Here is a 23,613-nt window from a genome sequence, read left to right on the forward strand (position 1 = left end):
CCCACCCGTCCGACACCGATCCGCACCGCGCAGCGCCCGCCGCGCGGAGGAACAAGGAGGCACCGAGCAGTGGCTCGACGGAGCAAGCTCGCGCGGGTCGCCGCGCTCGGCGTCCTGGCTGTGCTCAGCCTCTCCGGATGCGACCTGAACAACGAGTTCTGGCGCTTCGGCTGGCCCGAGGGCGTCACCGACCAGGCCGAGCAGATGCGTCACCTGTGGACCGGGTCGGTCATCGCCGCCCTGGTCGTGGGCATCGCGGTGTGGGGGCTGATCTTCTGGTCGATGGTGCGGCACCGCAAGCGTGGTGACGAGCTGCCGAAGCAGACCGCCTACAACCTGCCCCTGGAGATCGTCTACACGATCATCCCGTTCGTCATGATCGCGGTGCTGTTCTTCTACACCGTGGTCGTGCAGAACCGCGTGCAGGAGCGCAGCGACAACCCCGACGTGACCATCGCCGTCAACGCGTTCAAGTGGAACTGGCAGTTCGTCTACCCGGAGACCACCGAGTCCAACGGTGGCACCCCGGTCAGCACGACCGGGTCGAGCACCGAGATCCCGATCCTGGTGGTCCCGGTCGACCAGACCATCCGCTTCGAGGTCGCCTCGGCCGACGTCATCCACTCCTTCTGGGTGCCTGAGTTCCTCTTCAAGCTCGACGTGATCCCCGGCAACGAGAACGGCCGCGACAACGTGTTCGAGGTGACCGTCCGCGAGGAGGGCGCCTTCGTGGGCCGCTGCGCCGAGCTCTGCGGCACCTACCACGCGAACATGAACTTCGAGGTCCGCGCGGTCTCCGGTGAGCAGTACGAGCAGTACCTGCAGGAGCGTGAGAACGGCCTGTCCACGCACGACGCGCTCGAGAGCATCGGGCAGGACGGCACGGCGACCACCACCCAGCCGTTCGACCAGCTCACCGAGTCCCAGCGGCTCGACGCCGCCGGCAACTGACGTGACCCACCCCCAGAACCTGCAGCAGGAGGCCAGGCCGTGAAGGTCGAAGCGCTCGTCTTCAACGTGATCGCGCTGTTCTCGATCATCCTCGCGGTCGTCTACGGCGTGTGGTCGCGAGAGCCCATCGGCACGACGGCGCTCGCGCTGTCCGCAGGCCTGCTGGGCCTCATCGGCGGGTTCTTCTGGTTCGTCTCGCGCCGCATCGACTCGCGACCCGAGGACCTGAAGGACGCCGAGATCGCCGACGGTGCCGGCGAGCTGGGGTTCTTCCCGCCGGCCAGCTACTGGCCCTTCGGGCTGGCCCTGTCGGCCGCCCTCATGGGTCTGGCGCTCGCCTTCTTCTACCCCTGGTTGATCATCATGGCCGGCGCGGCCCTGCTGATCACGGTCGGCGGCCTGCTCTTCGAGTTCTACACGGGGCAGAACGCCCGCAGCTGATCCCGTTCCGCCCGCAGGGCCCCGTCCGCATCGTCGGCCGGGGCCCTGCGGCGTTCTCCGGCCCCGTGCGTCCGCGTCGTGCAGGCAGGCGTCGCGAGGGGGCCGCACGCAGCGCCGTGGGGGTTCGGGAGGCCCGCCTCTCGAACCCCCACGGCCCAGGGTGCAGCCCGTTCTGGGCCACGGAGCTACGCGCCCGCGGGCCTGCGCATGCACCCGACGCCGGGACGCCCACGACGGCCGCGGAGCTCAGCCGGCTCAGGAGAGGCCCCCGGCACGCTGCACTGGAGCGGTGCAGCGGCTGTCCTGGTCCGCCGGCGATCACCGGGTCGCTGTCGTGCGCTCCGCGCACGCGTCGCCCCGGAGATCACCGGGGCGATGTCATCTGCGAGCTGATCGCGGTGGCGCTGTGCGCGCCGCTGACGGGGCAGGACCGCGTGGTGCTCGGTGACGGTGAGGACCGCGTGGTGTTCGGTGACGGGGAGGACTGCAAGGTGTCCGGGCCCGTCCGGTCTCGGCCTCGCGGCGGCAGGTGACGCCTCCGACGGGCATGGACTGCACGACGGTGCCCGGGGGCGCCCGCTGAGCCCGCGGCGGGCGGCTGCACTCCGTCGCTGGACCCGTGAAGGTCAGCGCGAGCAGCCTCGTTGCGGACCGTCGGGCTCGCACAGGCGTCCGAGGTTCTCGACGGCTCAGCTGCAGTCGCCGGCGGGCCGCAGCTGAGGGATGTCTGCCGGCGTCCAGCCATGCAGGCGGGCCGGCGCAGCCTCGTGGGAGGTGGGGACCGTCGGTGCGGGCCAGCACCGGCTCAGCATCCGTGGCGCAGGGACGAGCGGTGGTCCGGTGAGGCCGGCACCGACCCGGTCGAGGGGCACCAGCCCGCACCGCCGTGGACGACTTGACGGGAGCCGCTACGCCACCGGACGGGTGAGGACGAGCTGAAGTGTCGGCCCCCCGTCCCGGTTGCGTGGGCGCTGCAGCACGCCGACCGCAGGGGGACACGGGCGAACGACAGCGGGCCCCCTCCCGGTGGGGGAGGGGGCCCGCTGTGCGGTGGTGCTGGTGTCAGTCGCGGGGGTCCTGCGGGCGACCGCCGTCGGACGGGCGACCGGAACCCACGTGCTCGTCGGACTCCGCAGCGGCGAGGCCACGAGGCTCGCGCCGGGACTCCAGCTCGACGTCGGCGGGCGACTCGATGGGCTTGAAGAAGCCCTTGACCGCCCGTCGGGCACCGCCGACCTGGTTCATCCGCTTGGGCACCGGAGCGCCGCCGTAGGTCAGCTGACCGTGGCCGTGCTCGTCGACCGGGCCGAGGGGCTGGTGCACCTCGATGAACTCACCGCTCGGGAGGCGGCGGATGACACCGGTCTCGATGCCGTGCTCGAGCACCTCGCGGTCGTGGCGCTGGAGACCCAGGCAGATGCGGTAGGTCAGCATGTAGGCGATGGGCGGCAGGACCACCATGCCGATGCGTCCGACCCAGGTCATCGCGTTCAGGCTGATGTCGAACTTGTCGGCGATGAGGTCGTTGCCACCGGACATCCACAGCACGCCGTAGAAGGTCAGCGCCATGGCACCCACCGAGGTGCGCACCGGGACGTCGCGCGGACGCTGGAGCAGGTGGTGGGAGGCCGTGTCGCCGGTGAGCTTGCGCTCGATCTGCGGGTACAGGGCGAGGACGGTGAACATCGCACCGGCCACGACCACGGTCGGCCAGAACAGCGCCGGGATCGTGTAGTCGCCGGGGAGGTTGATGTCCCAGCCCGGCATGAGCCGGGTCGACCCGTCGAGGAAGCCGATGTACCAGTCGGGCTGGGAGCCGGCCGACACCTGCGCGGGGTTGTAGGGCCCCCACAGCCAGATCGGGTTGATCTGCACGAGACCGCCGAGGGCGGCGCACAGGCCGAACACGATGAAGAACAGTGCGGTGGCCTTGCCGGCGAAGGCCGGGAACAGGCGGTTGCCGACCACGTTGTGCTCGGTGCGGCCCGGCCCGGGGAACTGGGTGTGCTTCTGCTTGATCAGCAGCAGCAGGTGCACCGCGATGAGGGCCAGGATGATCGCCGGCAGGATCAGCACGTGGACGATGTAGAAGCGTCCGATGATCGCGTCGCCGACGTAGTCGCCGTCGAACACCGCCCAGTGCGCCCAGGTGCCGATGACCGGGATGGACAGCAGGATCGCCGAGATGATCCGCAGGCCGGTGCCCGAGAGCAGGTCGTCGGGCATCGAGTAGCCGGTGACGCCCATGAGCAGCGCCAGCACCAGCAGGACGACGCCGATGCCCCAGTTCGTCTCACGCGGCTTGCGGAACGCGCCGGTGAAGAAGATGCGCAGCAGGTGCACGACGATTGAGGCCACGAACAGCAGCGCGGCCCAGTGGTGGATCTGCCGGATGAGCAGACCACCGCGGACGTCGAAGCTCAGCGCCAGCGTGGACTCGTACGCCTGGGACATCTCGACGCCGCGCAGCGGTGCGTAGAGCCCGTCGTACTCGACCTCGGCCATCGAGGCGTCGAAGAAGAACGTCAAGTAGGTGCCCGAGAGCAGCAGGATGACGAACGAGTAGAGCGCGATCTCCCCGAGCAGGAACGACCAGTGGTCGGGGAAGACCTTGTTGAGGGTCCGGCGCAGCGGGCCGGCCACGATCAGGCGCTCGTCGATCTCCGACGCAGCCTTGCTGACCTTGGCCGCCGGCTGGTTGGGCGCGACGGTAGTTGCCATCAGATCCGCTCTCGGTTCCAGTAGGTGGGGCCGACTGCCTCAATGTAGTCGCTCCGGGCGACGAAGTACCCCTCGTCATCCAGCGTAATCGGCAGTTCCGGCAGCGAGCGGCTGGCCGGACCGAAGACCGGCTTGGCGCCCTGGGTCACGTCGAACTGCGACTGGTGGCACGGGCACAGGATGCGGCTGGTCTCCTGCTCGTACAGGGAGACCGGGCAGCCGGCGTGCGTGCAGATCTTCGAGTACGCGACGTAGTCGCCGTAGCCGAAGTCGGCCTGGCCCTCGCGGGGCTCGAGGACGGCCATCTGCTCGGGACGCAGCCGGATGAGCATCGTGGCGGCGTCCGCGGCACGGTTGCCGCCCGGGACGGCCGGGAAGACGGTCTCGAGCGAGCCGGGCTCCTGGTCGCCGGGGCGGATCGGCGAGCCGTCGTCGCGGACCAGGCGCACGCCCTCGGCCCACTCGGTGGTGCCCAGCGGGTTGCCCTTGTTCGGGTTCTTGATGAGACCACCCAAAGGGGCGATCAGCATCAGGCCCATGGCGCCACCGGCGAAGCCGAGCGAGCGGCCGATCATCTTGCGCCGCGGGAAGCCCGTCTTGTCCAGCCCGCCCATCAGGGTGGCGGCGGTGGTGGTGCGGTCGAAGTGGGAGCCGTCGTGCTTGTCCTGCACCGCGGTCTCGTGGGGGAGCAGCTTCTTGACGAAGAGCACGAGGCCCACGCCGATGAAGATGAGCGCGCCACCCATGGTCAGGCCGAGGGCCGGGGTGTACAGGGCGCTCCACCCGTTGTCCTCCGACGCCCACTGCCAGCTGGGCAGGAACCAGCCCGAGCCGGCGTAGACGACGAAGAAGGCGATGCCGAACAAGCCGGCGATGCCGAACGCGCCGGCGACCTGGCGGGAGGCCTGCTTCTCGAGCGCCGAGCCGGGAGCCGGCGGCGGGTCGACGTGCAGGACCTCGACGCCGTCGTAGCGCGCACCGAGGCGGTTGAGCTCCTCGCGGTCCATGCCGGCGAGCTGCTCGGGGGTGTAGTCGTCGTCCGGACCGCCGTGCAGCGGGCCCGGCTCGTCCGCGGGGCCGGAACCGGCCCGGTCGTGCGTGCTCACGCCTTCGTCCCCATCCAGAAGATCCCGAACAGCAGGGCGCCGATGCCGACGACCCAGATCACCAGACCCTCGGAGACGGGGCCGGCGCGGCCGATGCCGGCACCGCCCGGGTCGGCCTGCTCCTTGAGGGTCTGCACGTAGTCGATGATCGACCGCTTCTCCTCGGGGGTCAGCTGGTTGTCACCGAAGACCGGCATGTTCTCCGGTCCGGTCAGCATCGCCGCGTAGATCTCGAGGTCGTTCGCGTCGGCCAGGCTCGGGGCGGCCTTGCCCGAGGACAGCGCACCGCCCTCGCCGACGAAGTTGTGGCAGGAGGCGCAGTTGAGCCGGAACAGCTCGCCACCCTCGGCCAGGTCACCGTCGCGCAGGTCGCCCGACGGGAGCGTCGGGCCGCCGCCGTTGGCCTGGATGTAGGCCATCAGCTGCTCGATCTCGGCGTCGCTGAACACCGGGGGCTTGCGGGCCGCGTCGGCCTCCTGGCGCACCAGCGGCATGCGGCCGGTGTGCACCTGGAAGTAGACCGACGCCTCGCCGACGCCGATCAGGGACGGGCCGCGGTCGGCCACGCCCTGCAGGTTGCTGCCGTGGCAGCTGATGCAGCTGCGCTCGTAGAGAGCCTGGCCGGCGGCCTCGGCCGAGGACTGCCCGGAGGCGGCGTCGTCGGCGGCGTTGGCAGGCGCGATGGCCGAGTAGCCGACACCGGTGAGGACCAGGGCGGCCATGAGGCCGGCGACGTTGGCCATGCGGCGCTGCTGCTTCGAGCGGCGACGGGCACGGGCGGCGCTGGCCGGCGTACCGGCCCGGCGGGAGCCGAAGCGGGCGCGCATGCCCGCCCAGCGACCGTCGGTGGCCGGGGCGTCGGAGGAGGGGTTCGTGGTGGACACCGGTTCCCTAGCGGATCAGGTAGATCGTGGCGAAGAGCCCGACCCACACGACGTCGACGAAGTGCCAGTAGTAGGAGACCACGATCGCCGAGGTCGCCTGCGCCGGCGTGAAACGGCCCATGGTGGACCGCATGAGCACGAACACGAAGGCCACGAGGCCACCGATGACGTGCAGGCCGTGGAAGCCGGTGGTCAGGTAGAAGACCGACCCGTAGGTGGAGGACGAGATCGTGGTCGCGTGCTCGGTGACCAGGACCCGGTACTCGTTGGCCTGACCCAGCACGAAGACCAGGCCCATCACGAAGGTGATCGTGAACCAGCGGCGCAGGCCGTAGACGTTGCCCTGCTCGGCGGCGAACACGCCGAGCTGACAGGTGACCGACGACGCCACCAGCACCGTGGTGAAGAAGACGGCGTACGGCAGGTCGAGCTCGGTGGGCGGCGGGGGCCAGGGCTCCCCGGCGCGCGCACGAGCGGTGAAGTACATGGCGAACAGGCCGGCGAAGAACATCAGCTCGCTGGCGAGCCAGATGATCGTGCCGACGCTGACCATGTTCGGTCGGGTCAGGGAGTGCACCCGCGAGGTGTCGAAGGTGCTGCTCGCCACGGGGGCCGTTGTCACAGCGTCATCATGGCATCGCGCCAGCGGGGGGACGAGTGCGGGTGCGACGGCGTGGCGAACCCGTGCGGGAGCCGGGAACCCCGGACCTCCGGATACCCCCGGGTGGCGCGGCAACCACGGCGCGTGACGGCGCCGGGTACCCCGGACGCAGGGTCCACCACCCGGACGGGGGGACGTCCCGGTGACCCGTGCCGTGACCTCCCCGTGACCTCCCCGTGGCGTCGTGACGACGGCTGGGGGCGTCCCGACCCGGGAGCCCCTTCGTCCTGCCGGGCTCGGTGCGACGCGCCGACCGCCGGTGCGCCCGGGGCACTAGGGTCGCCCCCGTGAGCAGCGCAGCCGCACCCTCCGGGACCGGTCCGCAGACGGTGGTCGTCTTCAGCCACCGCGCCGAGGTCCGCGACGCCGTCCGCACCGCCGTCGGGTCCTCCCCGGCCGGGGACGTCGGGCCGGTGCGCTGGGTCGAGTGCTCGAGCGGTGCGGAGGTGGTCGCCGCGGTCGACGCCGGCGGGGTGGACCTCTGCGTCCTCGACGGCGAGGCCCAGCCCACCGGCGGCATGGGCATCGCCCGCCAGCTCAAGCACGAGGTGGCCGACTGCCCGCCGGTGCTCGTCCTCATCGCGCGGCAGGCCGACCGGTGGCTGGCCCACTGGTCGATGGCCGAGGCCACCCTCACCCACCCGGTCGACCCGCTGGTCGCCCCCGGGGTGGTCGCGGAGCTGCTGCGCGCCCGCGCCGCACGCCCGGTCGTGCCCGGCCGCGTCGGATGACGGCCTCCACCCCCACCTGGTCGGGTCTGCTGTCCCGGCTGGTCGCCCGGCACGACCTCGACGAGGCCGAGACCGCCTGGGCGATGCGCGAGATCATGGCCGGGGCCGCGACGCCCGCCCAGGTCGCCGGGTTCGCCGTCGCGCTGCGCGCCAAGGGCGAAGCGCCCGCCGAGGTGGCCGGCATGGCCGCCACCATGGTCGAGCGGGCTACGCCGGTGAGCCTGCCGATCGAGTGCGTGGACATCGTCGGCACCGGCGGGGACGGCGCGCACACGGTGAACATCTCCACCATGGCCGCGGTCGTGACCGCCGCCGCCGGGGTGCCCGTGGCCAAGCACGGCAGCCGGGCGGCGTCGTCGTCGTCGGGGTCGGCGGACGTGCTCGAGGCGCTGGGCGTGGTCATCGACCTGACGGCGGACGGGGTGGTGCGCTGCGTCACCGAGGCCGGCATCGGCTTCTTCTTCGCCCCGGCGTTCCACCCGGGCATGCGGCACGTCGCCGGGCCGCGCCGGGAGATGGGCATCGGCACGGTCTTCAACTTCCTGGGTCCGCTGAGCAACCCCGCCCGGCCGGCGGCCTCGGCGATCGGCTGCGCCGACGCCCGGATGGCGCCGGTGCTGGCCGCCGTGCTGGCCCGCCGGGGTCACCGTGCCCTGGTGTTCCGCGGCGACGACGGTCTCGACGAGCTCACGACCGCCACCACCTCGGCGGTGTGGGTGGTGCGCGACGGCGAGGTCGTGCCCGACCGGGTGGACCCGTCGGTGCTGGGCCTGCCGGTGCCCCCGGACGGTGCGCTGCGCGGCGGCGACGCCCGGGCGAACGCCGAGGTGGTGCGACGTCTGGTCGGCGGCGAGACCGGGCCGGTCCGCGACGCCGTGCTGCTCAACGCCGCGGCTGCGCTGACCGCCTTCGACCAGCACGGTGGCCGCCTGCACGACCAGCTCGCGGCCGGGCTGGAGCGGGCCGCCGCCGCCGTCGACGACGGGCGTGCGGCAGCGCTGCTCGAGCGGTGGGCGGCGGTCAGCCAGCAGGTGACGTGATGGAACGGCCCCCTCGCAGGGACCCGGCGGGCGCGGAGCGCGCGACGGGGAGCGAGGGGGCCGTTCCTCAGTCGAGGCCGAGGGAGAAGGCCGACTCGAGGTCGTGCTGGGAGTAGGCGCGGAAGGCGATGTGGGTCTGGGTGTCGAGCACGCCGGGCACCTTGTTGATGCGGCCGGCGATGACCTCGGCGACGTCGTCGAACTCGCGGACGCGCACCAGCGCCACGAGGTCGGTGCCGCCGCCGGCCACGGAGTAGACCTCGCTGACCCCGTCGAGGCCGGCGAGGGCGGTGGCCACCTCGCCGATGGAGTCGGTGGAGGCGTCGATGAGCACGATGGCGGTGATCACACCCGGGAGGCTAGCGCCGACCGGCGGGCCCGACCGGGCGCGCCCCCGGTGACCCGCTCGGGGCGGGCCCGGGTCGAGCCACCCGCGTCGTCGCCGAACGGGTCGCGTGCCGCCCGCCCGGCGTCGACGAGGGCCAGGAACCCGCGCAGCGGGCCGGTGCCGGGCGTGCGGCAGGCCAGTGTGCCGGTCACCTCGACCAACCGCGTGCCCGGTTTCTCCATCCAGCGGAGCACGAGCTCGGCCTCCTCGACCGAGGCCGCGAGCTCGTGCTCGGGGCCGGTGACCGTCTCGGCGGTGGTCTTCAGCTGCTGCAGGTAGCCGCGCACCGGTGTGCCGCGGGTGGCCACCCCGGCCGCGACCAGCCGGCCACGCCGGACCACCGACAGCGCCCAGCCGCCCGCGCCGTCCGGTCGGGCGATGGTGAGCTCGGGGACCTCGGTGAGCAGGGCCAGTCGCTGCCGGCGGCGCAGGGCCCGCACCAGGACGGCGAGGCGGTCGCGGAGCACGGCGGCGTCCTCGTACCGGCCCTCGTGGGCCAACCGGTCGACGCGGCCCAGCAGCGGAGCGCACAGCCGGCCCGGGTCGGCCTCGACCGCGCCCACCAGGACGGCGGCGGTGGCGGCGTAGTCGGCGGGGGACTGCGCCCCGGTGCACGGGGCGCCGCACCGCCCCATGCCGGCCAGCGCGCACCCGGGGTGGGTCGGGGAGGGGGTCAGCCGGCCACCGCACTGGCGCAGCGGGAGGGCGTCGTGGACCGCGGCGACCGCGGCGTCGGCGGCCCGGCGGTCGGCGAAGGGGCCCAGGAAGACGCCGGCCCCCGGGCGGACCCGGCGCACCACCGACAGCCGGGGGAACGCGTCCTCGGTGAGCCGGACCCAGAGCAACCGCTCGGGGAAGCGCGACCGCCGGTTGTAGCGCGGTTTGTGCTGGGCGATGAGGCGCAGCTCGCGCACGGCCGCCTCGAGGTCGTGCGCGCAGGGCAGGGACTCGACGCGCTGGGCGAGGCCGACCATCTCGGTCATGCGGCTGCGCTGCTCGCCGGCGGTGAAGTAGCTGCGCACCCGGGCCCGCAGGTCGTTGGAGGTGCCCACGTAGAGGGGCTCGTCGCCCGGGCCGCGGAAGACGTAGACGCCGGGCCCGTGGGGGACGTCGTCGGCCAGGTGCCGCTTGCGGCGGCGCTGCGGGTCGACCTGGCGGGTGAGCCCGGTGAGCTCCTCGAGCGTGGTGACCCCCAGCGGGCCCAACCGCTCCAGCAGGCCGTGCAGCACGTCGACGGTGGCCTTGGCGTCGTCGAGGGCGCGGTGCGTGGGCAGCGTGGTGGCCGAGAAGAACGGTGCCAGGGTGCCCAGCTTGTTGTTCGGCACCTCGTCGCGGGTGAGCAGGCGCCGGGCGAGGACGGCGGTGTCGACCACGGTGGCCGCGGGCCAGGCGGTGCCGGCCTCGGCGCAGGCGGCCTTGAGGAACCCGATGTCGAAGGGGGCGTTGTGCGCGACCAGCACCGCACCGCGGGCGAACTCGAGGAACGCGGGCAGCACCGAGGCCATGCGCGGGGCGGTGGCCACCATGGTGGAGGTGATGCCGGTGAGCACGCTGACGTAGGGCGGGATGGCGCGGCCCGGGTCGACCAGCGTGCCGAACTCACCGAGCACCGTGCCGCCGCGCACCCGTACGGCGCCGATCTCGGTGATCGCGTCGGTGTGCGCGGAGCCCCCGGTGGTCTCGAGGTCGACCACCACGAACGTGACCTCGGGCAGCGGCGTGCCGAGGTCGTCGATGGCCACCTGCTGGAAGGCGGGGCGGCGGCCGGGCGCGCTGGGGGAGGAGCCGGTCACGGGGGCGACGGTAGGTACGGGGTCCGACATTCCGGCCCGGGGCGCACGGGGTGCCCCGACGTGCCGACGCGGCGGTGGCCCCACTCCGGGGGCCCGGACGTGCGGCCCCCGTCCCGACCAGGGAAGATCGCCCCGACGTGATCCGCGGCACGTCGACGACGACGCGCCGCAGGACGTGGAGGGGGGTCGGGGTGCGGTCGTGGTCGCGGACGGCGTCGCCGTCCCCTGGACGGTCCGTCGGGACGTCCAGGGTCGGGTCGGTGCTGGTGACCGTGGCAGCGGTCGCGGCGGTGGGCACGGCGGGCGCCGGGCCGGCGTCGGCAGCGCCGAGCGAGCAGCCCGGCGGGACCACGGCCGTGCTCGACAGCGCCGAGCTGACCGCGCTGCAGGACCAGGCGGCCGACGTCCAGGGTGATCTGCAGGAGCGGCTGACCGAGGTCGCCGCGGCCCAGGAGCAGCTGGCCGCCGCCCAGCAGGCCGCGGACGGGGCGGCCACCGCGGTGGCCGATGCGGAGTCGACCCTCGCGCAGGAGCGGGTGGCCGTGTCCCGGTACGCCTCGGCGGTCTACCGCGACGGCGGGGCGCCCACGGCGCTGTCGCTCCTGCTGGCCGGTGGTGACCCGGGCGAGGTCGTGTCGGCCATGGGCTACCTCGACGTGGTGCAGGCCGACACCGACCAGGTGCTCGTGGCGGCCGAGCAGCGCCGCCAGCAGACGCTGGCCGACCAGGCCGCCGCGGACGCCGCGGTGGCCGACAGCCAGGCGCGGGCCGACGAGGTCACCGCCCGGATGGGTGAGCTCGAGGCCGCGGCGTCGGCGGTCACCGACCGGCTCGACGCGGCCCTGGGGGCGGTGGACCGGCAGCTGGCGCAGCTGCAGGCCGAGCAGGTCCAGGTCAACCAGCAGACCGCCGCTGCCTGGCAGGGCTACGTGGCCCAGCTCGCCGCGGCCGGCGTGGTACCGCCCCCGGCCGCGCAGCTGCGGGACCCGGCGGCCGGGTTGCCCGGCGGGCTGGTCCCGGTGGGCGGGTCGACCGGCGCCGCGCAGCCCGGGGCGGCCCAGCTGCCGCGCCAGCCCTCGTCCCTGCTGGTGCTGCCCGCGGAGACCGTCGCCGCGGTGTCCGCCGCGATGGGCGACCTCGGACTGCCCTTCGCCCCGGGCACCGCCGGGCCCGACTCCTACGACTGCGGCTCGCTGGTGCAGGCGGTGTACGGCGCAGCGGGCATCGCCCTGCCGGCCGGACAGGCCGACCTCTTCGCCACCACGAGCCCCGTGGCACCGGCCGATGTCCTCCCCGGCGACCTCGTGTTCCTCGGCACGGCGGAGTCGGGGTTGTCGCACGTGGGCCTCGCCCTCGACCCGCAGACCATGCTGGCCGCAGACGGCCGGGCGGGCGCGGTCGTGGTGCGCAGCCTGCCGGCCGACCAGGTGCTCGGCATCGGCCGACCCAGCTTGCTGCCCCGGGCCGCCGTGCCGGCTCCGGGTCCGACCGGCGGCGCGCTGCCGGTGGAGTGCGGCAACACGGTCTACCCGGCCAGCTACGGCGGCACCCGGGCCTGGGGCGGCTACCCCAACGGGCTGATCCCGCCCTCGGCCCTGTGCCCGCTGGGGCTGGCCGGCCACGCGCTGCGCTGCGACGCGGCGGCCGCCTACCGGGCCATGTCGACCGCCTACGCCGGGGCCTTCGGGTCCCCGCTGTGCATCACCGACTCCTACCGCAGCTACGCCAGCCAGGTGACGCTCTACGGGCAGAAGCCCGCGCTGGCGGCCGTGCCCGGGACCAGCAACCACGGGTGGGGATTGGCGGTCGACCTCTGCGGGGGCATCGAGTCCTACTCGACGGCGCAGTACGCCTGGATGGTGGCCAACGCCGGCCGGTTCGGGTTCATCCACCCGACCTGGGCCGACCAGGGCAACGGCCGCGAGGAGCCCTGGCACTGGGAGTACGCGGGCAGCTGAGCCGGAAATGTCGGTGGGCGGCCCTAGCGTCCGCGGCGACGGACCGAGGGGGTCCGACGACGTGCTCCGACCACCTGCCAGGAGGCCCGACGTGCTCATCGACTGCGACACCTGCACCGTCCGCGGAGAGGGCTGCGGCGACTGCGTCGTCAGCGTGCTGCTGGGCGCTCCGCCCGGCGTGCGGGGCGCGCCCGCCACGGTGGTCCCGCTGGGGCGACGGCCCGCCCGCCCGGCGCAGCCCATGCTGCCGGGGTGGGGGGAGGCCCTGGGCGACGCGCTGGTGTCCGGTCCCACGCGGCGGGGGCGGGTGCTGGAGTTCGACGACGTCGAGCGCCGCGCGCTGCACGTGTTGGCAGAGATGGGTTTGGTTCCGCCGCTGCGGCACCAAGCTCCGCCCAGGCGGGACGCGGGCTGATCCGCGACACGCCGGGCCGCCCGGGAGGGGGTCCGATCCTGACGAAACGACACCCGTGGGATTAGCAGATGGAGCGCCGATCACAGCGTCCGTGACACTTCGTTTCGGCCCGGTCACGCCCGTAGCGTCGGGTGGGTCCGGTCGAGCAGGTGCCGTCTGACCCCAGATGGTCTCGACCGACGGATGCAGGAGCCCGTGCGCACCGTGGTCGCCCACCGCCCCCAGCTGTCGTCCCCGTCGGCCCCCGCCGGCCGCCTCGCGAGGTCCGGCCGTGCGCTGCTGGTCGCCGGTGCTGCGGGCCTCGCGCTCACGCTGGTCCCCGGCACGGCGACCGCCGCCCCCGCCCCCGCCGCCCCCGCGCAGGCGGGCTCACCGGAGGAGGCCACGCAGCTGGTCGCCGACGCGACCCACCAGCTCGAGGTGGTCACCGAGCAGGTCAACGACGCCCAGGTGCAGCTCGCTGAGCAGCAGGCCTCGGCCGCTGCCGCGGCGGGGCAGCTGGCCGACGCCGAGGCCCAGCTGCAGGTCCTGGGCGCCCGCATGGACGAGGTCGCGGTCAGCGCCTACACCGGCAACCAGTCCGGCATCTCGGCCCTGCTCACGAGCACCTCGCCGGAGGACTTCCTGGCCCAGGTCAGCACCCTCGACCTGATCGCCGGGCACACCGACGACCTGCTCACCCAGGTCTCGGCCGCCGCCCAGGTCGCCACCGACGCCCAGGCAGCCGCCGACGCCGCTGCCGCGCAGGCCCAGCAGACCCTCGACCAGGTCTCCGCGCAGCAGGCGGACCTGCAGCAGCAGATCGTCACCTACCAGGCCCAGTACGCCGCCCTCAGCGCCCCGCAGCAGGCCGCGGTGGTCGCGGCCACCAGCGGGCCCGAGGTGGTCGCGCCCGCCGCCGTCGTCGCCGACGGCGCGGCGGCGCAGACGGTGGTCGACACCGCCATGGCGCAGCGGGGTGACCCCTACGTCTGGGCCGCCGGGGGTCCCGACAGCTTCGACTGCTCCGGGCTGACCGCCTACGCCTACGCCGCGGCGGGGGTGTCGCTGCCGCACTCCAGCGCCGCCCAGGCGCGGATGGGCACCGCCGTGGCCCGCGCCGACCTGCAGCCCGGCGACCTCGTCTACTTCTACTCGCCGGTCAGCCACATCGGCATCTACATCGGCAACGGGATGATGGTGCACGCGCCGACCTCGGGCGACGTGGTCAAGGTGTCCAGCATCGACATGTCCGGCTACGCCGGGGCCCGCCGCCTGCTCTGAGCCCCGGCCGGCACACCCGCGCCCGAACCGGGGCTCGGTGCCGGGTGCCGGGGTCGAGCGCCGGGACCACGTGCCGCGGCCGAAGGTCGGGGCGAGCGTCGGGACCACGTGCCGCGGCCGAGCGTCGAGGCCGAGCGCCGGGGCCACGTGCCGCGACTAGGCTCCGGGGCGTGCGTCCTCGTCGGCCCGCGCTGCTGGCGGCGCTCGTCCTGGGCCTCGCGCTCGTCGCCGTCCTGTGGTGGCGGATCCCGTGGGCGGCGACGCCCACGGTGGGCGACCCCACGGCGGGGCTCGGTGCCGACCAGCTCGACCGCGCCGACGCCTTCGCCGCAGCCCTGCGACCCGCCTCGCTGGCCAACCTCGCCCTCGGGCTCCTGGTCAGCGGCCTGCTGGGGCTCACCCGCAGCGGCGCCCGGGTGGTCACCGCGGTGGCGCGCCCGCTGGGCGGGGGATGGGTGTGGCGGGTGCTGCTGGGCACCCTGGCGATCACGGTCCTGGGCCGGCTGGCCACCCTGCCGCTGGCCGCGTACGGCGAGGTCGTCCGGCGTCGCTACGGGCTGTCCACCCGCAGCTGGTCGCTGTGGACCCGGGACGTCGTGGTCGACACCGCCATCACCGCCGGGCTGACCGCGCTGGGCCTGCTGCTCCTGGTGGGGCTCGCCCGCCGTGCGCCGCGCACCTGGTGGGCGTGGGCCGGTGCGGGCGCCGCCGGGCTCGTGGTGGCCGGGTCGTTCCTGTACCCGGTGATCGTCGAACCGGCGTTCAACGACTTCACCTCGATGCCGGCCGGTCCGCTGCGCACCGAGCTGTTGGCCCTGGCCGAGGAGAACGGCACCCCGGTCGAGGACGTCCTGGTCGCCGACGCCAGCCGCCGCACCACCGCGCTCAACGCCTACGTCTCCGGGTTCGGGTCCACCCGGCGCATCGTCGTCTACGACACGCTGCTGCAGGAGCTGCCCGACGACCAGGTCGAGTCGATCGCCGCCCACGAGCTCGGCCACGTCGCGACCGACGACGTGCTGACCGGGACGCTGGTCGGCGCCCTGGGCGCTGCGGCCGGGGTGGCCCTGCTGGGCTGGTTGCTCGGCTCGGGCCCGCTGCTGCGCCGGGCCGGCGCCGACGGGGCGGGGGATGCCCGGGTGGTGCCGTTGGTGCTGCTGCTGGTCGCTCTCGGCACCCTGCTGTCGACGCCCGTGCAGAACGGGGTGTCCCGGCAGCTCGAGGCGCGGGCCGACCAGCACGCGCTGGACCTCACCGAGGACCCCGACGCCTTCACCGCGGTCATGCGCCGGCTGGCCGTGGCCAACCTCAACCAGCCCGACCCGCCGGCGGTCTGGCAGTGGTTCTTCGGCTCGCACCCCACCACGGCCCAGCGGGTCGCGGCCGCGCAGGAGTGGTCACGGTGACCCGCACCCTGGTGGTCACCAACGACTTCCCGCCCCGCCAGGGCGGCATCCAGACCTTCGTCGCCGCCCTGCTGGACCGGCTGCCGCCCGAGGACCTCGTCGTGCTGGCGTCGTCCTCGCCCGGCGCGGCCGACCACGACGCCGGCCTGCCCTACCGGGTGGTCCGGCTCCCCACGCCGATGATGCTGCCCACCCCGCGGACGGCGCGGGTGGCGGCCGGTCTGGTGCGCGAGCACCGGGCCGAGACCGTCGTGTTCGGCGCTGCCGCTCCACTGGGTCTCCTGGCCCCGGGCCTGCGCCGGGCCGGTGCGCGACGCACGGTGGGCATCACCCACGGCCACGAGACCGGATGGGTCGCCCTGCCCGTCGGCCGGCAGCTGCTGCAGCGCATCGCCGCCGACGTCGACGTGCTGACCTACATCTCCGAGTACACCCGCGGCCGGCTGGCCCCGGCGCTCGGCGGGCGGACCGACCTGCGGCAGCTGCCCCCCGGCGTCGACGTGGACCGGTTCCGTCCCACGGTCGACGGCGCGGCGGTCCGGGCCCGGTACGGGCTGCACGGGGGACCGGTCGTGGTCTGCGTGTCCCGGCTGGTGCGCCGCAAGGGCCAGGACGTGCTCGTCGACGCCTGGCCGCGGGTGCTCGCCGCACACCCCACGGCCCGGCTGCTGCTGGTCGGCGGCGGACCCGACGAGCAGCGGCTGCGCCGGCGGGTGGCCGCCCGGGGCCTGGCCGGGTCGGTGGTGCTGACCGGGCCGGTGGCCCCGGGGTCGTTGCCCGAGCACTACGCAGCCGGGGACGTCTTCGCCATGCCGTGCCGCACCCGCCGCGGCGGGCTCGACGTGGAGGGGCTGGGCATGGTCTACCTGGAGGCGGCCGCGTGCGGCCGACCGGTCGTCGCCGGGACGTCGGGCGGGGCTCCCGAGGCGGTGCGCGACGGCATCACCGGGCACGTGGTCGACCCGCGCTCACCGGACGCCGTGGCCACCGCCCTCACCGGGCTGCTGGCCGATCCCGCGCGTGCGGCGGCGATGGGGGCGGCCGGGCGGGCCTGGGTCGAGGAACGGTGGTCGTGGACCTCGATCGGGACGGTGTTCGCCGGGCTCCTCCGCCCCTGAGGTTCGCCGGGCTCCTCCGCCCCCGAGGACGGCGGAGCCCGGCGGGCGTCAGGAGCCGGCCGGTGCCTTGGCGTAGAGCGCCTCGACCTCGTCGGAGTACTCCTTGAGCACCACGTTGCGCTTGAGCTTCATGCTCGGCGTCAGCGTGCCGTTGGCCTCGGTGAAGTCGGTGCCCAGCACCCGGTACTTCCGGATGCTCTCGGCGTGCGACACCGTCTTGTTCGCCGCGGCCACCGCACCGTCGAGCTCGGCGCGCAGGTCGGGGTCCTCGGCGAGGTCGGCCGCGGTGAGCGAGGCGTCCTTGCCCTGGAGCTTCAACCAGCCGGGCAGGGCCTCCTCGTCGAGGGTGATGAGGGCGCCGATGAACGGCTTCTGGTCACCGACCACGATGCACTGGCTGACCAGCGCGTGGGCCCGGATGCGGTCCTCCATGCCGGCCGGGGCGACGTTCTTGCCGCCGGCGGTCACCAGGATCTCCTTCTTGCGCCCGGTGATCTTCAGGAAGCCCTCGCTGTCGAGCTCGCCGATGTCGCCGGTGTGGAACCAGCCGTCGGCGTCGATGGCCTCGGCGGTGGCCTTCTCGTTCTTCCAGTAGCCGCGCATGACGATGCCGCCGCGCAGCAGCACCTCGCCGTCGTCGGCGATGGCCGCGTCGGTGCCCGGGAGTGGCCGGCCGACGGTGCCGATCTTGTAGGCGGTGTCGTGGTTGACCGCGGCCGCCGCGGTGGTCTCGGTGAGGCCGTAGCCCTCGTAGACGGTGACGCCGGCCCCGCGGAAGAAGTGCCCGAGCCGCTCGCCCAGCGGTGCGCCACCGGAGACCGCGCCGATGCACCGGCCACCCAGGGCCGCCCGCAGCTTGCGGTAGACCAGCAGGTCGAACACCTTGTGCGCGGCGGTGAGCCCGAGCCCGGCGCGGCCGCCGTCCTGCGCCTTCGACCAGTCGATGGCGACCTGGGCGGCCTTGTCGTAGACCTTGCCCTTGCCGCCGGCGTCGGCGGTGGCCTTGCCCTGGTTGTAGACCTTCTCGAACACCCGCGGGACGGCGAGCACGAACGTGGGCTGGAAGGTGCCCAGGTCGGCCACGAGGTCCTTGATGTCGGACGTGTGGCCGATGACCGTGCGGGTCTTGAATGCCCCGACCTGCAGGACCCGGGCCAGCACGTGCGCCAGCGGGATGAACAGCAGCAGGGAGCCGTCGACGCTGAGGAACCGGCCCAGCAGCGTCATGCCGTTGTTGATCTCGAACAGGAAGTTGCCGTGGGTGAGCTCGCAGCCCTTGGGCCGGCCGGTGGTGCCGCTGGTGTAGATCAGGGTGGCCAGGCTGTCGGCGCCCAGGGTGGCCCGCCGCGCCTCGAGCTCGCTGTCGGGCACGTCGGCACCGGCCGCGGCGAGGGTGGACAGGACGTCGTCCTCGATGACCCAGACCGGGCCCAGGTCGGGGGCCTCGCCGCGCACGGAGTCGACGACGTCGGCGTGCTCCTTCCCCTCCACGAAGGCGGCGGTGGCGCCGCTGTCGGAGAGGATCCAGGCGACCTGGTCGGCGCTGGAGGTCTCGTACACCGGGACGACGACGCACCCGGCGGCCCAGATGCCGAAGTCGAGCACGGTCCACTCGTAGCGGGTGCGGGCCTGCAGGGCGACCCGGTCACCTGCCTGGATGCCGCTGGCGATCAGCCCCTTGGCCACACCGGCGACCTGCTCGCCGAACTCGCGGTAGGTGACGTCGACCCACTGCCCGGGCGAGCGCTGCACGCGCAACCCCACCCGGTCGGGGTCCTCGCGCAGGTTGGCCGCCAGCAGGTCGGGGATCGCCTCGTCGGGGCCCACCGTGTAGGTGGGGGGAACGCTCAGCTCGCGCACGCCGGTCCTCTCCTCCCCGCGCGGAAGGGCCAGCCTCGTCGCCGGCCTGCGGACGCGGGATCGTGGAGGGCCAGGCTACCGGTGGCTCCCTACTCGTGAGTAGGTGACCTGCACCGGAGCGCGGAGGGCACCGCCCGGCGACTACCCTGCGCGCATGGCCGACCAGTCCACCCAGTCCATCGTGATCGACGCGCCGGCGTCCGCCGTGATGGCCGTGATCGCCGACTTCCCGGCGTACCCGGAGTGGGTCTCGGCCGCCCAGACCGTCGAGGTCCTCGGCACGGGCCCCGACGGCCGCGCCGAGCAGGTGCACTTCGTGCTCGACGCCGGCGCGGTGAAGGACGACTACGTGCTCGCCTACACCTGGGACGGCGACCGGCAGGTGAGCTGGACCCTCGTGCGGGGCCAGATGCAGAAGCGGCAGGACGGCAGCTACACGCTCGTCGAGTCCGCCGGGCGCACCGAGGTCACGTACACGATCAGCATCGACCTCTCGATCCCGATGCTGGGCATGATCAAGCGCAAGGCCGAGAAGGTCATCCTCGACACCGCGCTCAAGGAGCTCAAGAAGCGCGTCGAGGCCTGACCCGGCGGTGCGCACCCTCGTCGTCACCGGCCCGGGCGGGGCCGGGGCCAGCACCGTCGCCGCCGCCACGGCCCTGGCGCTGGCCGACGCCGGGCGCCCGGTCACGCTGCTGACCACGTCGACCCCGGCCGTGCCCGACCTCGCCGGTGCGGTCACCGTGCGCACCGTGGCGCCAGCACCGGCACTGGAGTCCGCCTGGGCCGGTCACGCCGAGCAGCTGGCTGCGCTGGTCCCGGTGCTGACCCTCCCGCCGTCGTCCTCGGTGCTGCCGCTGCCCGGGGTGGCCGAGGTGGCGCTGCTGGCCGAGCTCAGCCGGCTGGCCGCGACGGGCACCGACGTGGTCCTCGACGCCGGGCCGCTGGACCAGGCCACCGCCCTGCTCGCCCTCCCGCACGCGGCCCGCTGGTGGCTGGCGCAGCTGGCCCCGCCCCGCCTGCGGGTGCTGGCCTCGGTGCGCGCGCTGACCCGGACCAAGCCGGGTGCGGTGGAGGCGGCCGTGGCCGCGGTCGGCGCGGTGGAGGCCGCACTGGGAGCCCTCCCCGCCGACCCCGAGGTGCACCTGGTCCTGCCGCCGGACCCGCGGGCGCTGCCCGCACTGCGCCGCGCCGGCACCGGTCTCGGGCTGCTCGGCCACGCCCTCGCATCCGTCGTGCTCGCCCGGGTGCTGCCGCCGGCCGCGGGGGAGTGGGCCCGGGGGCGCGCCGACCAGCAGGACGTCGTCCGTGCGGCGCTGCGCGGCGCCGGGGCGACCCCCACCGAGGTCGCCGACGCCCCCCGGTCGCCCGCGGACCTCGACGAGCTGCGGGCGCTGCGCGCTGCCGTGGCCGCCCGGCCCGCCCCCGCCCTGCCGCTGCCCGCACCCCGGCGCTCGGACGGCGGCTGGGAGCTCTCCGTGCCGCTGCCGCACGCCGGGCGCGGTGAGGTCGAGCTGACCCGCTGGGGCGACGAGCTCGTGGTCGGCGCCGCCGGTCTGCGGCGCGCGCTCCCGCTGGACCCGCTGCTGCGCCGCTGCACCGTCACCGGTGCCTCGGTCACCGAGCCCGGCACCCCGCAGGCCGCGCTCACGGTGCGCTTCACCGCCGACCCGGACCAGTGGCCGGCCGACCTGCTGGCCGCCGAGGCCGCCCGGTGACCGGCCCCGTGCCGCCCCTGGGGGACCAGCTGCGCGGCCTGGCCGAGGGCCTCGCCGAGGGACTGGGCGGGCTGCTGTCCGGGGCGGGGCCGGTCGCCGGTGCCGACCACTCGGCGGAGTGCCGCACCTGCCCGGTCTGCACCGCCCTCGCCGTCCTGCGCGGGCAGCGGCCCGACCTCTCCGAGGCCCTGGCCGACGTCCTGGCCACCGCGGCGACCGCGCTGCGCGGGCTGACGCGGCCCGCCGACGCACCGGACCGCGAACCGGCGCCGGCCGCCGACGTCCCCGACCCCGAGCCGGCGCCCCCGCCGGCTCCCGTGCAACGCATCGAGGTGGCATGAGCTCCGCGCACGACCTGCCGGCGATCGGCATCGACATCGGCGGCACCAAGGTGGCCGGCGGCGTCGTCCTGCCCGACGGCACGATCTCGGCGACCGCCCGCCGGGCCACCCCGGGCAAGTCCGTGCGCGCCACCGAGGACGCCATCGCCGCCGTCGTCGACGAGCTGGCCGAGACCCACGGCGGACCGCTGGTCGGCGTCGGCGTGGGGGCCGCCGGGTGGTTCGACCGCACCGGCGACACCGTGCTGTTCAGCCCGCACCTGGCCTGGCGCAACCAGCCGCTGCGGCACGACCTCACCCAGCGGCTGCAGCGCCCGCTGTGGGTGGGCAACGACGCCGACGCCGCCGCATGGGCCGAGTACCGCTACGGCGCCGCCCAGGGCTCGGACCTCGCGGTCATGATCACCCTGGGCACCGGCATCGGCGGCGGCATGGTCATCGACGGCCGTCTGCAGCGCGGCGCGCACGGCGTGGCCGGGGAGTGGGGCCACATGCGGGTCGTGCCCGACGGCCGGCTGTGCGCCTGCGGCAACCGCGGTTGCTGGGAGCAGTACGCCTCGGGCAATGCGCTGGGGTTCACCGCTCGCGAGGTCGCCACGAGCTCACCGGCCGCTGCGGCGCTGCTGCTGGAGCGGGTGGGCGGCCGGGCCGAACGACTCACCGGCGAGGACGTCGCCACCGCCGCCAAGGCCGGCGACCCGCTGGCCCTCGAGCTGCTCGCCGAGGTCGGCACCTGGCTGGGCCAGGGCATCGCCGACATGGCCGCGATCCTCGACCCCGACGTCGTCGTCATCGGCGGCGGCGTCAGCGTGCTGGGGGAGATGGTGCTGGGCCCGGCCCGCGAGCGCCTGGAGCGGGCCCTGCCCGGCCGCGGGTTCCGCCCCGGCCCCACGGTCGTCGTCGCCCAGCTGGGCGCGCAGGCCGGCCTGGTCGGTGCCGCCGACCTCGTCCGCCTCGCCGTCCACGAGGGCACCGCCTAGTCCTTCGGCGCGCGACGGTCACGGACCTGCGGACCCGACACGCCGTGCCGGGGCGTCCGGCGGTCCGTGATCGTCGGGGAGCCCGTAGGGGCGAGGACGAGGGTGGGCCCCCGAGGTACGAGCGGGGCCTGCCTGAGGACGAGCAGAGGGTGCTCGACGCAGCGGGCCCACAGCCCTGGCCGCGGTGGGAGCCCGAAGGGCGACAGTGTGCTCAGACGACGGCGCCGTCGCCGTCGTCGTCGGTGCGGTCGCGCATGCGCGACACCAGGACGGCGACCCCGCCGACCACGGCCAGGACGCCGATGACGATGCCCAGGTCGAGGCTGAGCCCGATCGCACCCGGGGCGATGATGCAGACCGCGCCGGCGGCGATCAGCAGCAGCGCGTACAGCGCGGCGGGGGCCAGCACCGGGATCGGGGGCGGTGCCGGGGGCTCGAAGTGCTCGTCGGGCCGGTCGAGGACGGGCACCTCGGCCGGGGGCGGCGGCGGGTCGTCGCGCAGCTCCGGCTCGTCGACCGGCCCGGGGCGCACGGGTGCGGGGTCGGCCTGGGCCGTCGCGGCCTCCTCGGCCTGCCAGGCGGCGACGATGCGGGCGAACTCGGCGTCGGTGGCGGCGTCGTCCTCGGCCCGGTCGGTGCGCCGGCGGCGGGGGGTGGGCTGCGGCGTGGGCTCGACCGGCTGGTGCTCGTCGGCGTGCGCGTCGACGACCGTGCGGGCGTCGGCCCGGCGGGCGCGGTCGACGAAGAGCCGGTCGGTCGGCGGCGAGGGCAGGAACTGGGTGCGCGTGTACGGGCCGTCGTCGGTGGAGGGTGCGAGGTAGGCCGCGATGCCCTCGTCGCGCAGCACGTCGAGCAGGTGCTCGCCGACCCGGGGGTCCACGTCGCGCAGCGGGTGCCACAGGGGTGCGTCGAGGCCGTTGTCCCGGCGGCCGCGCCGTGCGCTCATGCTGGCCTCCCGTGCACGGACCGAAGCGTGGTCGGCCACCCGCTCGTTGTCCAGGGGGCGGTGGTCGGACCGGACCCGCGATTGCCCCGCGGGGTCGGTCCTCCTTAGTCTGACAGCTGCCGAGGGAGGCGCGTTGTTCTACTGGTTCCTCAAGCACGTGGCGATCGGACCGATCGTCCGTGTCGTGTTCCGTCCACAGGCGACGGGCACCGAGCACGTGCCCCGGCGCGGTGGCGCGATCCTGGCGAGCAACCACCTCGCCGCCTCCGACTGGATCTTCATGCCGCTGGTGCTGCGCCGGCGGGTGACCTTCCTGGCCAAGGCCGAGTACTTCACCGCGCCGGGGGTCAAGGGCTTCCTGCAGCGCATCTTCTTCGGCGGCAGCGGCCAGGTGCCCATCGACCGCACCAGCGCCGACGCCGCGGAGAACGCGCTGACCACCGGCGTCCGCATCCTGGGCGAGGGCAAGCTGCTGGGCATCTACCCCGAGGGCACCCGATCGCCGGACGGCCGGCTCTTCCGCGGCAAGACCGGGGTGGCCCGCATGACGCTGGAGACCGGCTGCCCGGTCATCCCGGTGGCGATGGTCCCCGGCCGCAGCTTCACCCTGCTGGGCAGGAAGCTCACCCGGGTCGACGTCGTGGTCGGCGAGCCGTTGGACTTCTCCCGCTACGAGGGCATGAGCGGTGACCGGTTCGTCGAGCGCTCGATCACCGACGAGATCATGTACGAGATCATGCTGCTGTCGGGCCAGGAGTACGTCGACCTGTACGGAGCCAAGGTGAAGAAGTCGATGGACACCACCGGTGCCAGTGCCGTCGAGGTCGTCGGCCGGCTGCAGCCCCCGCCGCACGAGGCCGCCGACCGCCTCCCGTCCTCCCTGGCCGGCTGA

22 protein-coding genes are annotated in these 23,613 nt (G+C 74.5%); 14 read left to right on the forward strand and 8 right to left on the reverse strand.

Annotation, left to right across the window (positions count from 1 at the left end; genetic code table 11):
* The first annotated feature begins 69 nt into the window (after positions 1 to 69).
* Positions 70 to 951, forward strand: coding sequence for an aa3-type cytochrome oxidase subunit II (gene ctaC / locus BLP29_RS10885; protein WP_092803973.1), 882 nt, complete (start codon positions 70 to 72; stop codon positions 949 to 951).
* A gap of 39 nt (positions 952 to 990) precedes the next feature.
* Positions 991 to 1,392 carry a cytochrome c oxidase subunit 4 gene (locus BLP29_RS10890; protein ID WP_092803976.1) on the forward strand — a complete coding sequence of 134 codons (402 nt, stop codon included), beginning with the start codon at positions 991 to 993 and terminating at the stop codon, positions 1,390 to 1,392.
* Between the two features lie 1,062 nt (positions 1,393 to 2,454).
* On the opposite strand, the gene qcrB is transcribed toward BLP29_RS10890, so the two are convergent.
* Genes qcrB through ctaE form a run of 4 tightly spaced genes read right to left on the reverse strand, consistent with a single transcriptional unit; the run spans position 2,455 to position 6,725 of the window.
* On the reverse strand, positions 2,455 to 4,113 hold the full coding sequence (qcrB, locus tag BLP29_RS10895) for a cytochrome bc1 complex cytochrome b subunit (RefSeq protein ID WP_092803979.1): 1,659 nt from the start codon (positions 4,111 to 4,113) through the stop codon (positions 2,455 to 2,457).
* Positions 4,113 to 5,219, reverse strand: a complete 1,107-nt coding sequence (qcrA, locus tag BLP29_RS10900; protein ID WP_092803982.1) for a cytochrome bc1 complex Rieske iron-sulfur subunit — start codon at positions 5,217 to 5,219, stop codon at positions 4,113 to 4,115. The genes qcrB and qcrA overlap by 1 nt, the downstream gene beginning before the upstream one ends.
* Positions 5,216 to 6,103 (reverse strand): cytochrome bc1 complex diheme cytochrome c subunit, encoded by an 888-nt coding sequence (qcrC, locus tag BLP29_RS10905; protein ID WP_279385445.1) that lies wholly within the window; start codon positions 6,101 to 6,103, stop codon positions 5,216 to 5,218. Before qcrC ends, qcrA begins: the two co-directional genes overlap by 4 nt.
* 7 nt (positions 6,104 to 6,110) lie before the next feature.
* Positions 6,111 to 6,725: an aa3-type cytochrome oxidase subunit III gene (gene ctaE, locus BLP29_RS10910; protein WP_092803985.1), complete on the reverse strand. Its 615-nt coding sequence runs from the start codon at positions 6,723 to 6,725 to the stop codon at positions 6,111 to 6,113.
* A gap of 326 nt (positions 6,726 to 7,051) precedes the next feature.
* Here ctaE and BLP29_RS10915 point away from each other — a divergent pair, with 326 nt between their 5' ends.
* Positions 7,052 to 7,495 carry a response regulator gene (locus BLP29_RS10915; protein ID WP_092803988.1) on the forward strand — a complete coding sequence of 148 codons (444 nt, stop codon included), beginning with the start codon at positions 7,052 to 7,054 and terminating at the stop codon, positions 7,493 to 7,495.
* Complete coding sequence (trpD, locus tag BLP29_RS10920) at positions 7,492 to 8,535, forward strand: anthranilate phosphoribosyltransferase (RefSeq protein WP_092803991.1); 1,044 nt, start codon at positions 7,492 to 7,494, stop codon at positions 8,533 to 8,535. The genes BLP29_RS10915 and trpD overlap by 4 nt, the downstream gene beginning before the upstream one ends.
* Positions 8,536 to 8,602: 67 nt before the next feature.
* On the opposite strand, the gene BLP29_RS10925 is transcribed toward trpD, so the two are convergent.
* Both BLP29_RS10925 and BLP29_RS10930 read right to left on the reverse strand, forming a co-directional pair.
* Positions 8,603 to 8,884, reverse strand: a complete 282-nt coding sequence (locus BLP29_RS10925; protein ID WP_092803994.1) for an Lrp/AsnC family transcriptional regulator — start codon at positions 8,882 to 8,884, stop codon at positions 8,603 to 8,605.
* Positions 8,881 to 10,716, reverse strand: coding sequence for a DEDD exonuclease domain-containing protein (locus BLP29_RS10930; protein ID WP_243469866.1), 1,836 nt, complete (start codon positions 10,714 to 10,716; stop codon positions 8,881 to 8,883). Before BLP29_RS10930 ends, BLP29_RS10925 begins: the two co-directional genes overlap by 4 nt.
* A 260-nt stretch (positions 10,717 to 10,976) precedes the next feature.
* On the opposite strand from BLP29_RS10930, the gene BLP29_RS10935 reads away from it, so the two are divergent.
* The 5 genes from BLP29_RS10935 to BLP29_RS10955 all read left to right on the forward strand — a co-directional run bounded on the left by BLP29_RS10935 (position 10,977) and on the right by BLP29_RS10955 (position 16,876).
* Entirely contained in the window at positions 10,977 to 12,674 is a 1,698-nt protein-coding gene (locus BLP29_RS10935) for a D-alanyl-D-alanine carboxypeptidase family protein (RefSeq protein WP_092804000.1), read from the forward strand.
* 91 nt (positions 12,675 to 12,765) lie between these two features.
* A complete protein-coding gene (locus tag BLP29_RS10940; RefSeq protein WP_092804022.1) occupies positions 12,766 to 13,089 on the forward strand; it encodes a hypothetical protein in 324 nt (107 codons plus the stop codon).
* Between the two features lie 183 nt (positions 13,090 to 13,272).
* Positions 13,273 to 14,352 carry a C40 family peptidase gene (locus BLP29_RS10945; protein ID WP_092804025.1) on the forward strand — a complete coding sequence of 360 codons (1,080 nt, stop codon included), beginning with the start codon at positions 13,273 to 13,275 and terminating at the stop codon, positions 14,350 to 14,352.
* A 170-nt stretch (positions 14,353 to 14,522) separates the two neighbouring features.
* Positions 14,523 to 15,758 (forward strand): M48 family metalloprotease, encoded by a 1,236-nt coding sequence (locus tag BLP29_RS10950; protein ID WP_092804028.1) that lies wholly within the window; start codon positions 14,523 to 14,525, stop codon positions 15,756 to 15,758.
* Entirely contained in the window at positions 15,755 to 16,876 is a 1,122-nt protein-coding gene (locus BLP29_RS10955) for a glycosyltransferase family 4 protein (RefSeq protein ID WP_092804031.1), read from the forward strand. The genes BLP29_RS10950 and BLP29_RS10955 overlap by 4 nt, the downstream gene beginning before the upstream one ends.
* Before the next feature lie 48 nt (positions 16,877 to 16,924).
* Here BLP29_RS10955 and BLP29_RS10960 read toward each other — a convergent pair whose 3' ends face one another.
* The gene (locus BLP29_RS10960) at positions 16,925 to 18,736 is read right to left on the reverse strand and encodes an AMP-dependent synthetase/ligase (RefSeq protein ID WP_092804034.1); all 1,812 of its coding nucleotides are present in this window, start codon (positions 18,734 to 18,736) and stop codon (positions 16,925 to 16,927) included.
* A 154-nt stretch (positions 18,737 to 18,890) separates the two neighbouring features.
* On the opposite strand from BLP29_RS10960, the gene BLP29_RS10965 reads away from it, so the two are divergent.
* Genes BLP29_RS10965 through BLP29_RS10980 form a run of 4 tightly spaced genes read left to right on the forward strand, consistent with a single transcriptional unit; the run spans position 18,891 to position 21,775 of the window.
* On the forward strand, positions 18,891 to 19,322 hold the full coding sequence (locus BLP29_RS10965) for an SRPBCC family protein (protein ID WP_092804037.1): 432 nt from the start codon (positions 18,891 to 18,893) through the stop codon (positions 19,320 to 19,322).
* 7 nt (positions 19,323 to 19,329) lie between these two features.
* Positions 19,330 to 20,454: an ArsA family ATPase gene (locus tag BLP29_RS10970; RefSeq protein ID WP_092804040.1), complete on the forward strand. Its 1,125-nt coding sequence runs from the start codon at positions 19,330 to 19,332 to the stop codon at positions 20,452 to 20,454.
* Positions 20,451 to 20,795, forward strand: coding sequence for a hypothetical protein (locus BLP29_RS10975; protein ID WP_092804043.1), 345 nt, complete (start codon positions 20,451 to 20,453; stop codon positions 20,793 to 20,795). Before BLP29_RS10970 ends, BLP29_RS10975 begins: the two co-directional genes overlap by 4 nt.
* Entirely contained in the window at positions 20,792 to 21,775 is a 984-nt protein-coding gene (locus BLP29_RS10980) for an ROK family glucokinase (RefSeq protein WP_092804046.1), read from the forward strand. Before BLP29_RS10975 ends, BLP29_RS10980 begins: the two co-directional genes overlap by 4 nt.
* Positions 21,776 to 21,986: 211 nt before the next feature.
* Here the strand turns inward: BLP29_RS10980 and BLP29_RS10985 are convergent, their stop codons facing one another.
* A complete protein-coding gene (locus BLP29_RS10985; protein WP_092804832.1) occupies positions 21,987 to 22,721 on the reverse strand; it encodes a hypothetical protein in 735 nt (244 codons plus the stop codon).
* Between the two features lie 184 nt (positions 22,722 to 22,905).
* Between BLP29_RS10985 and BLP29_RS10990 the strand changes: the two genes are divergently transcribed.
* Positions 22,906 to 23,613 carry a lysophospholipid acyltransferase family protein gene (locus tag BLP29_RS10990; RefSeq protein WP_243469867.1) on the forward strand — a complete coding sequence of 236 codons (708 nt, stop codon included), beginning with the start codon at positions 22,906 to 22,908 and terminating at the stop codon, positions 23,611 to 23,613.

Origin of the sequence: Klenkia marina (assembly GCF_900101025.1) — a bacterium.
In the GTDB taxonomy this organism is placed as follows: domain Bacteria; phylum Actinomycetota; class Actinomycetes; order Mycobacteriales; family Geodermatophilaceae; genus Klenkia; species Klenkia marina.

Bases quoted from the DNA above. Each gene is read 5' to 3' on its own strand.
- BLP29_RS10965 (WP_092804037.1), top strand. From the start codon at position 18,891: ATGGCCGACCAGTCCACCCAGTCCATCGTGATCGACGCGCCGGCGTCC.
- BLP29_RS10945 (WP_092804025.1), top strand. From the start codon at position 13,273: ATGCAGGAGCCCGTGCGCACCGTGGTCGCCCACCGCCCCCAGCTGTCG.
- qcrB (WP_092803979.1), bottom strand. From the start codon at position 4,113: ATGGCAACTACCGTCGCGCCCAACCAGCCGGCGGCCAAGGTCAGCAAG.
- BLP29_RS10985 (WP_092804832.1), bottom strand. From the start codon at position 22,721: ATGAGCGCACGGCGCGGCCGCCGGGACAACGGCCTCGACGCACCCCTG.
- trpD (WP_092803991.1), top strand. From the start codon at position 7,492: ATGACGGCCTCCACCCCCACCTGGTCGGGTCTGCTGTCCCGGCTGGTC.
- BLP29_RS10980 (WP_092804046.1), top strand. From the start codon at position 20,792: ATGAGCTCCGCGCACGACCTGCCGGCGATCGGCATCGACATCGGCGGC.